This window comes from Cellulomonas sp. A375-1 (genome assembly GCF_001040865.1).
GTDB classification, from domain to species: domain Bacteria; phylum Actinomycetota; class Actinomycetes; order Actinomycetales; family Cellulomonadaceae; genus Cellulomonas; species Cellulomonas gelida.
Map to the genome: position 1 here is coordinate 17,662 of NZ_LFKW01000060.1, position 11,268 is coordinate 28,929.

Sequence of the window (11,268 nt, forward strand, 5' to 3'; positions counted from 1 at the left end):
GATCGTCACGACGTCCGGCGCGGCGGTCGTCGGGGCCCTCGTCCTCTACGCCGTGGCGCGTCGGCTCACCGAGGGCGTGCAGGAGCGTGCGACGGACCGCGTCGACGCCTGACCAGCCGACCTGACGTGCCGGCCCGGGTGCGTGGCACGCGGAGAGCCCGTCGTCGGGTCCGGCAGGAGCTCCGGATCGCTGACCTGCGGCGATGCGGCAACGTGGGCACAGGTGGACGCGGGGTAGCATCCGGGCCGTAGCATCACGCCTGCTCTCCGCTCGCGTGGGTGTGGGAGCAGCAGGTCGACGACGACGATGCAGACGGACGGGGGCACGGCGTGCCGAAGGGCGCAGCTTCGAGGACGGACGGCACCGCCCGATCGGTCGGTGTCCGGGACGTCGCTGCGCACGCGGGCGTCTCGCTCGGGACCGTGTCGAACGTGCTCAACAACCCCGACCGCGTGGGCCCGGCGACGCGTGAGCGCGTCGAGTCCGCGATGCGCTCGCTCGGGTTCGTCCCCTCGCGCGCGGCGGGTCAGCTGCGCAGCCGCCGCTCGGAGCTGATCGGGCTCGTCGTGCCGGACGTGGGCAACCCGTTCTGGGCCTCCGTGCTGCGTGGTGTCGAGACCGTGGCCGACGAGGCGGGGCTGACGATGGTCATCGGCTCGACGCACCAGGACCCGGAGCGCCAGGAGCACCTGCTGCGCGTGCTGAAGAGCCAGGGCGTGGACGGGCTGGTGATCGCGCCGATCGTCGACCGCGCCGCGGACTGGGCGCCGTTCGAGGACCGACGGTTCGGCGTGGTGACGCTGGAACGGCAGGGCGCGGACTCGACCGGCGCGTGGGTGAGCCTCGACAACGTCGAGGGTGCGCGGCTCGCGATGTCGCACCTGCTGGACCACGGGCACCGGCGGATCGCGCTCGTCAACGGGCCGGCGTCGGTCTCGTGGTGCGCGGAGCGGCGTGCCGGCGTGGTGCTGGCGCTCGCGGAGCACGGGCTCGAGGCGCGCGACGTGGTGGTGGACGTCGAGGTGTGCGACCTCACGGTCGACGAGGGTGCGGCGGCGATCGCGCCGCTGCTCGACTCGCGCTCGGTGACCGCGGTGATGTGCGTCAACGACATGCTCGCGCTGGGCGCGCTCCTCGCGATGCAGGAGCGGGGCCTGCGGGTGCCGCAGGACGTCGCGCTGATCGGGTACGACGACGCCGACTTCGCCCCGGCGCTGAACCCGTCGCTGAGCACCGTGCGGCAGCCGTCGTTCGAGATGGGGGTCGCCGCGGCGCGCCTGCTGCTGCGCGCGGACGGCCGTGACCCCGGTGAGCACGTGGAGTTCGAGCCGCAGCTCGTGGTGCGGAGCTCGACCGCGCAGGTGGCGCCCGCAGGCCTCTGACCTGCGCAGACGCGTCGTGATCCCTTGGTGACAGTGACTGTCACCGAACCGTGACCTTCCCTGCTTGACACCCGGCGACGGCACGAGGCACTCTTGAACCGGTTCAGAGAATGAACCGGTTCAAGCCCCTCTTGCGCCGCGCTCGTCGCGGCGCTCGATCCAATGGAGGATCCGTGACCAGGACGTCCGTGACCCGTCGCGAGTACGACGAGTGGCTCAACGAGGCGGCCAGCCTGGCCCACGCCCTGCGGTACCCGGTCACGCCCGAGATGGTGAACGACAGCGCCGGCATCATCTTCGGGGACGACCAGTATGACGCCTTCGAGAACGGCCTCTGGTCCCGCGAGCCGTACGAGGCGATGGTCATCTTCGAGTCGCTCAACGAGCCCGCCGTCGACGGTCTGCCCGCCGCCGGTGCCGCGCACGCCGAGTACTCGGGCCTCTGCGACAAGCTGATGATCGTCCACCCGGGCAAGTTCTGCCCGCCCCACTTCCACCAGCGCAAGACCGAGAGCTACGAGGTCGTGCTGGGCGAGATGGAGGTCTTCTACTCGCCCGAGCCGGTGCGCGTGGGCGACGAGGACGTGCTCGAGTTCCGCCCGATGCCGGACGGCGAGGCCTGGCCCGAGGGCGTGGCGCTGCCCGCCGGGCGCGAGGACTCCTACTCCCGGCTCACGAGCTACGTGCGGCTGCGCGCGGGGGACCCGAAGTTCGTCATGCACCGCAAGCACCTGCACGCCTTCCGCTGCCCGGCGGACGCGACGACGCCGCTCGTCGTGCGCGAGGTCTCGACGTACAGCCACGAGCCCACCGAGCACGCGCACGACAAGGCCGTGCCGCTGCCCTCGTGGGCGGGCCTGCACGACAACGCGTTCGTCGCCGAGGCCGCCAACACCGGCCGGCTCGCGACCGCGATCGTCTGACGCCGCGACCCCCTTGAGAACCAGGCGTCTCCGCGACCCGGAGCCGCCCCAGCAGGACCTTTCAGGCACCACCCGTTTCAGGCACCACCCGTTCCAGAGCACCCGAACAAGTCAAAGGAGACACCTCTCGTGCGTACCCTCACCCGGGTCATCGGCCTGAGCGCCGCTGCCGCCCTGCTCCTGTCGGCCTGCGCCAGCGGCGCCGACGACACCTCCGACGCCGGCACCACCGGCCCGAAGGACTCCGGCGCGTCGGTCGAGTTCGAGGCCAAGGACCCGCTGAAGATCGGCTACTCGGTCTACGACCTGCAGAACCCGTACTGGCAGTCGTACTCGGCAGGCGTCAAGGCCGGCGCCGACGAGGCCGGCATCGAGGCGATCGTCGTGGACCAGAAGTCGGACCAGAACGCGCAGGTCTCCGGCTCCCTCGACCTGATCAACCAGGGCATCTCGGGCCTCATCGTCACGCCCGTGCAGCCCTCGGCCCTGCCCTCGACGATCGACGCGGCGCACGCCGCCAAGATCCCGGTGGTCATCGCCGACATCGGCACCGCGGGCGACTACGACGGCTACATCCTGTCGAACAACTACAACGGTGGTGAGCTCGCCGCCCAGCACGTGATCGCCGAGCTCGGCGACAAGCCCGGCCCGCACAAGGTCGGCGTCATCGAGCTGCACGCGGGCTCGGTCGTCGGCGAGGAGCGCGTCGCCGGGTTCGTCGACACGATCAAGGCGAACGACGCGTTCGAGATCGTCTCGTCGCTCGACGGCAACGACACGGTCGACGGTGGCTTCGCCGCCGCGCAGGACATGCTCTCGGCCAACCCGGACCTCGCGGTCATCTACGCCGCGAACGACGACTCCGCGATCGGCGCCCAGCGCGCCATGGAGACGGCCGGCAAGTCGGTCGCCGACGGCTTCTACCTGATCGGCTTCGACGGCTCCGACGGCGCGCAGGACCTCATCAAGCAGGGCCTCATGAGCGCGACCGTCGCGCAGGACCCGTTCGGCCAGGGCAAGAAGGCCGTCGAGGCCGTGCTCGCGCTCCTCGAGGGCAAGGACCCGGGCTACGACGACGCCGCGGCCAAGACCGTCTTCTTCCCGGTCGAGCTCGTGACCGCGGAGAACCTGGCGGACTTCCAGGCCTCCCGCGCCTCGCAGAAGTGACCCCCGGTGAGGGCGGGGCCCCACCGGCCCCGCCCTCACCCGTCAACACGTCAGGAGGAACGTCGATGGCGGCACTGCTGCAGGTCGTGGACGTGGTCCAGGAGTACCCCGGTGTGCGGGCGCTCAAGGGCGTCTCGTTGGAGCTGGCGCCCGGGCAGGTGCTCGGGCTGGTCGGCGAGAACGGCGCCGGCAAGAGCACGCTGATCCGTGTGCTGGGCGGCATCGAGCAGGCCGTGAGCGGCTCGGTGCTCGTCAAGGGCACCGAGCGCACGTTCCGCAGCTCGGCCGAGTCGCAGGCCGCGGGCATCAGCGTCGTGAGCCAGGAGTTCCGGCTCGTGCCTCAGCTCTCGGTGGCCGACAACGTGTTCCTCGGGCACGAGCTGACCGGCGTGGGCGTCGTGGACCGGCGCACCACGCGTCGTCGGACCGCCGAGCTGCTCGACCAGCTGGGCCTGGACCTCGACCCCGACCGTCCGGTGTCCTCGCTGACCGTGGGCGACCGCCAGATGGTCGAGATCGCCCGCGCCCTGTCGCGCGAGTTCGACGTCCTCATCATGGACGAGCCGACCGCCGCGCTGAACGGCGCCGAGACCACGCGGCTGCACGAGATCGTGCGGCGCATCGCGGCGCAGGGCAAGGCCGTCGTGTACGTCTCGCACCACCTCGACGAGATCTTCGACATCTGCGCCGACGTGGCCGTGCTGCGTGACGGCGCGCTCGTCGCGCACGCCCCCACCGCCGAGCTCGACGAGGCCCGCCTGGTCGAGCACATGCTCGGCCGCAAGCCGCAGACGTTCGAGCGCGCGGCCGCGACGTCCGACGAGGGCACGGCTCGCCTCGAGGTCGTCGGCCTGCGGGTGCCCGGCGTCGCCGAGCCGTTCGACCTCACGGTCCGCGGCGGCGAGATCGTCGGCCTGGCCGGGCTCGTCGGCTCGGGTCGCACCGAGCTCACGCGCGCGCTGTTCGGCGACCTCACCTCGGCCGGAGAGATCCGCGTCGACGGCAAGGCGGTGCGCCTGACCAACCCGCGCGAGGCCGTGCGCTCGGGCGTCTTCATGCTCAGCGAGGACCGCAAGGGCGAGGGCATCCTGCCGCACCTCGACGTCACCGAGAACGCGATGGTCTCGCGCGACCGCTCGACGCTGCCGCTGCTGCGTCGCCTGTTCCCCGTCCCGGCCGACGAGCGGGCGCAGTTCGCCAAGCTCCGCGCCGACATGCGCATCCGCGTCCCGCACGGTCGCCAGCTCATCGGCAACCTCTCGGGCGGCAACCAGCAGAAGGTGCTGCTCGGCCGGGCCCTGCTGTCCGGCTGCTCGGTGCTGCTGCTCAACGAACCGACCCGAGGAGTCGACGTCGGCGCCAAGGTCGACATCTACCAGCTCATCAAGCAGCTCGCGGACGCGGGCGTCGCGGTGGTCGTGTCCAGCTCGGACGCGCCCGAGCTCGCCGCGATCGCCGACCGGTGCGCCGTGTACTTCGCGGGCCGCCGCGTCGCCGAGCTGCGAGGCCGCGACGTGACCGAGGACAACATCGTCGGCGCGTCCGTCGGACAGACCGCGCAGGAGGCGACCCATGCCTGACACGACCCTCGCCGCGACGTCGACGGCGGCCCTCGTCGCCGACGAGCGCGCGCGCTCCGCCGAGCTGGCCCGCCGGGCCGACGCCCGGCGCAACCTGCTGCAGAACGCGGGCGTGATGATCCCGTTCGTCCTGGTGCTCGTCGCCGGGGTCGCGGCCGTCCCGAACTTCGCGTCGGGCTCCAACGTCACCAACATGCTCGTCAACGCGGCGATCCTCGCGATCGTCGGGTACGGCATGACGCTCGTCATCGCGGTGCGCGGGATCGACCTGTCGGTCGGCTCGGCGCAGGCCCTCGCGGCGTGCATCGCGGCGTCCGCCGTGAACTCGGCCGGTCCGCTCGTCGGCGCGGTCGTCGGCATCGCGATCGGTGCGGGGCTCGGGCTCGTCAACGGCGTGATCGTCACCCGCCTGCGGGTCCCCGGCTTCATCGCGACCCTGTCGACCATGAGCGTGTTCCGCGGGCTCGTCCTGCTGTTCACCGGCGGCGCACCGATCATGATCGCCTCGAGCGGGTTCAAGTCCGTGGCCACCGGCTCGGTGCTCGGCATCCCGGTGCCGTTCCTCATCGCCGTGGTGATCGGCGCGGGTGCGTGGTTCGCGCTCGACCGCATGCGGTTCGGCAAGCACGTCGTCGCCGTCGGGGGCAGCCCCGAGGCGGCGGTCGACACGGGCATCAGCGTCTCGCGCGTCGTGCTCCTGTCCTACCTCGCGGCGGGTGCCGCGGCCGGCATCGGCGGCGTGCTCCTGGCCAGCCAGCTCGGTGTCGTCAACGGGTCGGTCGCGACCGGGCTCGAGCTGCAGGCCATCGCGATCGTCGTCCTGGGCGGCACGAGCATGGCCGGCGGACGCCCGCGGATCATCGGCACGTTCGTCGCCGCGCTCCTGCTGTCGATGATCAACTCCGGGCTCAACCTGCTCAACGTCCCGTCGTTCTACCAGTACGTCGCGCTCGGAGCCCTGCTGGTCTTCGCCCTGAGCATCGACGGCGCGCAGCGAGCGGCGGTCCGCCGCATGCTCGAAGGGAGGCTCTCGTGACCACCACCGTGACGACCCCGTCGGCGGGCGTCCCGTCCGTCGAGCAGGACGCGCGCCCGGGCGTCGGGCAGGTCCTGCGGCAGTTCGCCGGGCGCCAGTACCTCCTCGGGGTGCTCGTCGTGCTCTGCGTGGCGGTCGGGATCGCGCGACCGTCGTTCTGGGGCTCGGGCAACGTCTCGAACGTGCTGTTCCAGGCGTCGTTCGTCGGGCTGGCGGCCTGCGGCATGACGCTGCTGATCGCCGCGGGCCTGCTCGACCTGTCGGTCGGCGGCGTGATCGCGGTCGCGTCGATCGCCGTGGCGACCGTGCTCCCGCACACGACGATCGGGACGGCGCTGCTGCTGGCGCTCGCGATCGGCGCGGTGCTGGGCCTGGTCAACGGCCTGCTCGTGACGTACGTGAAGATCGCGCCGTTCATCGCGACGCTCGGCACGCTGTACCTGTTTCTCGGGGCCGCGTTCATCTGGACGTCGGGCAAGGTCGTGCCGATCACGTCGAGCAACTACCGCGGCTTCACCACGGGCTCGGTCGGCTCGGTCCCCGTGCCGTTCGTCGTCTTCGTCGTGCTCGCCGTCGCCACCTACCTGCTGCTGCAGCACACGTACTTCGGCCGGACGCTGCGCGCGTTCGGGTCCAACGAGCGCGCCGCGGTCCTCGCCGGGCTGCCCGTGAACCGGGCAAAGGTGCTCGTGTTCGTCGTCGCCGGGGTGTGCTTCGCGCTCGCCGGGATCTTCATGGCCGGGCGGCTCTCGTCGGCCGAGGGCAACATGGCCACGGGCTTCGAGATGAACGTCATCGCGGCCGTCGTGGTCGGTGGCACCGCGCTGCGCGGCGGACGCGGCACGGCGTTCGGCACGGTCGTCGGCGCCCTGCTGTTCGCGGTGCTCAACAACGCGCTCAACCTGCTGGGCGTCGCGTCCTACTGGCAGTACGTGCTGACCGGCGCGGTGCTGGTCGCCGCGATCGCGGTGGGTGCGCGCCGGTCGTCGGCGGCCGAGGTGCGGGGTGCCGGCTGATGGGGTTCGGCGCTGACTCGATGCTCGTCGACGAGTCGGTCCGCCGGCTCGTCGGCGCGCCCGACCAGCTCGTCTCGGTCGACCGCCTGATCCGCGACGAGGGTCCGGGCCGCGGTGCCCCCGTGCTCGTGGTCCGCAACCCGTCCGGCATCTCGTTCGAGGTGCTGCTCGACCGCGCGCTCGACCTCGGCTGGGCCGACGCGCCCGGCCTGCCGCTCGCGTGGCGCTCGGCCCGCGGGCCCGTCGCCTCGTCGCGGTACGAGCCGCACGGCGCGGGGTGGACCCGCACGTTCGGCGGCGGGCTGCTGTCCACGTGCGGGCTGGCCTCCACGGGCGCGCCGTCCACGGTGGACGGCACGCACCACGGGCTGCACGGACGCGTCGGGCACATCCCCGCGGAGAACGTGCGCTGGGGCCTGGTCGACGACGAGGGCGCGCCGGCCGTCGAGATCACCGGGGACGTCGTCGAGGCCTCGCTGGGCGGCCCGTCGCTGCGGCTGTGGCGCCGGATCGTCGCGAGCGTCGAGCGACCCGAGCTGCGCGTCGAGGACCTCGTGACGAACGACGGCTTCCTGCCTGCGGGTCACATGTACCGGCACCACCTCAACCTCGGCCACCCGCTCGTCGGACCGGGCACGGTGGTGACGGGGACGGTCGACCCGTTCGCCGAGCGCGACCGTCCCGGCAAGCCGCGCGGGCTGCCCTGGACGCTCGACGTCGCCGAAGGCCCCGCACCCGAGGCGGTCGTGTACTGCCGTCCGTTCCCCGGTCCCACCGCGTGCGTCCTGGTCACCGCGCCGGACGGCCGGGCCGTCGAGATCGAGCAGGCCACCGACGGCTGGCCGCTGCTCGTCCTGTGGCGCGACCCCACCCCGGGCGTGAACGTGCTCGGCGTCGAGCCGTCCACGTCGCGCGACGGCGGTCGCGCTCAAGCCGAGCAGGACGACGAGGTCGTCGTCCTGGATCCCGGCGAGAGCCGGGCCTACCGCACGGTCGTCCGCGTCGTCGAGTGAGCACCCGGCCTGGTCAGTGCCGGATCTCGCCCCGCACACCCGTCAGCTGAGAGAGGATCCATCCCGTGAGCACCCTCGTCGTCCCCGGCGTCCCGCTGCCCCTCGTCCCGTCGTCCGAGTCCACGTGGGAGGTGGACGCCGACGGCCGCCTGCAGGTGACTGCGGCCCCGCTGAGCGACATCTTCGTCGACCCGGGCGCGGGCGACGGACAGGTCAACTCCACGTCCATGCTCAACGCGGGGACGCTCCTGGCCGCCGCACCCGAGGGCGACTTCCAGCTGAGCGCGCACGTGAAGGTGGACTTCGCGGCGACGTTCGACGCGGGCGTCCTGCTGCTGTGGCTCGACGAGACGCACTGGGCCAAGCTCTGCTTCGAGTACTCGCCCGCGGGGGAGGCGATGGTCGTCTCGGTGGTGAACCGGCACGTCGCCGACGACGCCAACGCGTTCGTCGTCCCTCGCCACGACTTCTGGCTGCGCGTCAGCCGGATCGACAACGTCTTCGCGTTCCACGCGTCGCCCGACGGTCAGGTCTGGTCGCTCGTGCGCGTGTTCAGCCTCGAGCGGCCCGGGGTCGCGCTGCGCGTCGGGTTCGAGGCGCAGTCGCCCACGGGCGACGGGTGCGCGGTGACGTTCAGTCGCACGCGGCTGGTCCAGGAGCGCCTGACGGACCTGCGCGACGGCTCCTGACTGCGCTGACCCCGGGGACGCCCGGCTGCGGGCTACCGCGCCCGGGCGTCCCGCAGCGCGACGTCGAGCTTGCTCGAGATCGTCGACGTGATCGTCTTGACGTACGTGTTCGTCAGGTGCGAGCCCTGCCGGTAGGCCAGCACGTCGCCGAACACCGCGCGGCACACCCCGCCGGGGCACAGCGTCGGGCGCAGGTTGATGATGCCGACGCCGCCCGCACGCGCCGCGGCGCGCTGCTGCACCGCGGCGGTCGCGCTCGTCGCGGAGAACGAGCAGCGCCACGGCCGGTTCGGGTTCTTCGCGACGCACGGGTACACGTCGCCCGTCGGCGGGCCCGGGTTGTCGAGCACGACGACGACGGGGATGCCCATCTCCTGCACCGTGCGCCACCGCGAGGCCAGGCCCTGCTCCATCGCCGTCTCGGTGGCCCGCGTCTGCCCGGGCAGCCGCCCCACGCTCATGTACTGGTTGGTGACGACGAGGTCGGGCTGGTGCCGCTCGAGCGCCTTGAGCGCCGAGCGGTTCCACGTGTCGCACGCGGGGTAGGCGGCGCCGCTGCGGTCGATCGACGCGTCGGAGAACGAGCACGCCGACTTCGTCATGATCAGCACGCGCCAGCCGCGCGCCTGGGCGATGCGGATGAACGCGGGCGCGTACATGCCCATCTTCGAGTCGCCCACGAGCGCGATCGTGTGCCGCGCGGTGGTCGTCGCGAACTCGCAGACGACCGCGCGCGTGCTCGCGGCGTCGGCGTGGCAGCGGCGGCCGGCCCACGGTGCGAGCGTCGAGCGCGCGTCGTAGTACCGGGGGTAGTCCTGCGTCGCCCTCGACGGGGTCGGCCGGTAGGTGCGCGTCGCCGCGGCGTCCGCAGCGGGCTCCCCGGTGGCCGCGAAGGAAGGTGCGGCACCCGCTCCGGCGGCGAGCGGCGCGGCCAGCGCGAGGCCGACGCACGCGGTCAGCAGGCGACGAGGAAGGGTTCCGGAGCGCACCCCACCACGATGACGCACCGTGCCGCGTTCCGTCGCATCGGAGGCCGCCACGCGGTCGGAAACGGCCGTGTGAGCAGCGTGACAACGGGTTTTCGCTGGTCATGGGGGAGACTAGGGGTGGCTCTGCGCGGCACATGGACCAGCGCGGGCCCGCGTCCTGGGTGTGAAAGTGCCTGGTGGGCGCCCCCTCGACGCCCGAAAGGCGACACCCTTCGTGACCAGTTTCTCCTCCCTCGGCGTGCCCGAGGTCCTCGTCCGCACGCTCACCGAGCGCGGCATGCCGGACGCCTTCCCCATCCAGACCGCGACGCTGCCGGACACCCTGCGCGGCCGCGACGTGCTCGGCCGTGGCCGGACCGGCTCGGGCAAGACGCTCGCGTTCAGCCTCCCGCTCGTCGCCCGCCTCGCGGGCCTCGTCCCCGGCACGACGATGGTCAAGCACGTGCCGAGCCGCCCCACGGGCCTCGTCCTGGCCCCCACGCGTGAGCTCGCGACGCAGATCGCCGCGACGCTCGAGCCGCTCGCCAAGGCCGCGCGCCTGAGCGTCACGACGATCTTCGGCGGCGTCTCGCAGCGCCCGCAGGAGTCCGCCCTCAAGGGCGGCGTCGACATCGTCGTCGCGTGCCCCGGACGCCTCGAGGACCTCATGAAGCAGGGCGTCATCTCGCTCGCGGGCGTGCAGGTCACCGTGCTCGACGAGGCCGACCACATGGCCGACCTCGGCTTCCTGCCCGGCGTGAAGCGGATCATGGCGGCGACCGACAAGCGCGGCCAGCGCATGCTCTTCTCCGCGACGCTCGACAACGGCGTGGACAAGCTGGTCGCGGCGTTCCTCAGCGACCCGCTGCGCCACTCGGTGGACACCGACCGCTCGCCGGTCTCCGCCATGACGCACCACGTGCTGACGGTCGCGGACGCCGACGACAAGCGCGACATCGTGCAGCACCTCGCGTCCGGCACCGGCCGCCGCGTGCTGTTCACGCGCACCAAGCACGGCGCCAAGAAGCTGGCCAAGCAGCTCACCACCGCGGGCGTGCCCGCCGTGGACCTGCACGGCAACCTCGGCCAGGGAGCGCGCGAGCGCAACCTCGAGGCGTTCTCCACCGGCGCGGTCAAGGTGCTCGTCGCGACCGACATCGCGGCGCGCGGCATCCACGTCGACGACATCGAGCTCGTCGTGCACGTCGACCCGCCCGCCGAGCACAAGGCGTACCTGCACCGCTCGGGCCGCACCGCGCGCGCCGGCTCCGCTGGTGACGTCGTGACGATCGTGCTCCCCGAGCAGATCTCGGAGGTCCGCACGATGACGCGTCAGGCGGGCATCAAGGCGACCCCGCAGGCCGTGCGCCCCGGCGCCCGCGTGCTCACCGACCTCGTCGGCACGCTCGCGGCGCCCGTCAAGCCCGTCGCCCGCCCGACGACGACCGCGCCGACCGGCCGCCGGCCGCAGACCGCCGGCGCCGCCGCGGCGA

Annotated in this window: 10 protein-coding genes; 9 read left to right on the forward strand and 1 reads right to left on the reverse strand. The window is 72.6% G+C overall.

What is annotated here, in order from left to right; all coding sequences use genetic code 11:
• Positions 1–330 precede the first annotated feature (330 nt).
• From CWIS_RS06725 to CWIS_RS06760, 8 genes are all read left to right on the forward strand, one after another.
• A complete protein-coding gene (locus CWIS_RS06725) occupies positions 331–1,383 on the forward strand; it encodes a LacI family DNA-binding transcriptional regulator (RefSeq protein WP_048342506.1) in 1,053 nt (350 codons plus the stop codon).
• A 173-nt stretch (positions 1,384–1,556) separates the two neighbouring features.
• Entirely contained in the window at positions 1,557–2,306 is a 750-nt protein-coding gene (locus tag CWIS_RS06730) for a hypothetical protein (protein ID WP_141370704.1), read from the forward strand.
• A gap of 129 nt (positions 2,307–2,435) precedes the next feature.
• Positions 2,436–3,473, forward strand: a complete 1,038-nt coding sequence (locus CWIS_RS06735) for a substrate-binding domain-containing protein (RefSeq protein WP_048342499.1) — start codon at positions 2,436–2,438, stop codon at positions 3,471–3,473.
• Between the two features lie 65 nt (positions 3,474–3,538).
• Complete coding sequence (locus CWIS_RS06740; RefSeq protein WP_048342500.1) at positions 3,539–5,053, forward strand: sugar ABC transporter ATP-binding protein; 1,515 nt, start codon at positions 3,539–3,541, stop codon at positions 5,051–5,053.
• The gene (locus tag CWIS_RS06745) at positions 5,046–6,089 is read left to right on the forward strand and encodes an ABC transporter permease (protein ID WP_053071596.1); all 1,044 of its coding nucleotides are present in this window, start codon (positions 5,046–5,048) and stop codon (positions 6,087–6,089) included. Before CWIS_RS06740 ends, CWIS_RS06745 begins: the two co-directional genes overlap by 8 nt.
• A complete protein-coding gene (locus CWIS_RS06750) occupies positions 6,086–7,105 on the forward strand; it encodes an ABC transporter permease (protein ID WP_053071597.1) in 1,020 nt (339 codons plus the stop codon). Before CWIS_RS06745 ends, CWIS_RS06750 begins: the two co-directional genes overlap by 4 nt.
• A complete protein-coding gene (locus CWIS_RS06755) occupies positions 7,105–8,118 on the forward strand; it encodes a DUF4432 family protein (protein ID WP_048342501.1) in 1,014 nt (337 codons plus the stop codon). The genes CWIS_RS06750 and CWIS_RS06755 overlap by 1 nt, the downstream gene beginning before the upstream one ends.
• Positions 8,119–8,183: 65 nt before the next feature.
• On the forward strand, positions 8,184–8,807 hold the full coding sequence (locus CWIS_RS06760; protein ID WP_048342502.1) for a DUF1349 domain-containing protein: 624 nt from the start codon (positions 8,184–8,186) through the stop codon (positions 8,805–8,807).
• Positions 8,808–8,839: 32 nt separating this feature from the next.
• Here the strand turns inward: CWIS_RS06760 and CWIS_RS06765 are convergent, their stop codons facing one another.
• Positions 8,840–9,796 carry an SGNH hydrolase domain-containing protein gene (locus CWIS_RS06765; RefSeq protein ID WP_048342503.1) on the reverse strand — a complete coding sequence of 319 codons (957 nt, stop codon included), beginning with the start codon at positions 9,794–9,796 and terminating at the stop codon, positions 8,840–8,842.
• 214 nt (positions 9,797–10,010) lie between these two features.
• Here CWIS_RS06765 and CWIS_RS06770 point away from each other — a divergent pair.
• Positions 10,011–11,268 (forward strand): DEAD/DEAH box helicase (locus CWIS_RS06770; protein WP_048342509.1); only part of this gene is annotated, 1,258 nt, incomplete at its 3' end.

Excerpts from the sequence above, each read along its gene's own strand:
- CWIS_RS06755 (WP_048342501.1), top strand. The coding sequence starts at position 7,105 with ATGGGGTTCGGCGCTGACTCGATGCTCGTCGACGAGTCGGTCCGCCGG.
- CWIS_RS06745 (WP_053071596.1), top strand. The coding sequence starts at position 5,046 with ATGCCTGACACGACCCTCGCCGCGACGTCGACGGCGGCCCTCGTCGCC.
- CWIS_RS06740 (WP_048342500.1), top strand. The coding sequence starts at position 3,539 with ATGGCGGCACTGCTGCAGGTCGTGGACGTGGTCCAGGAGTACCCCGGT.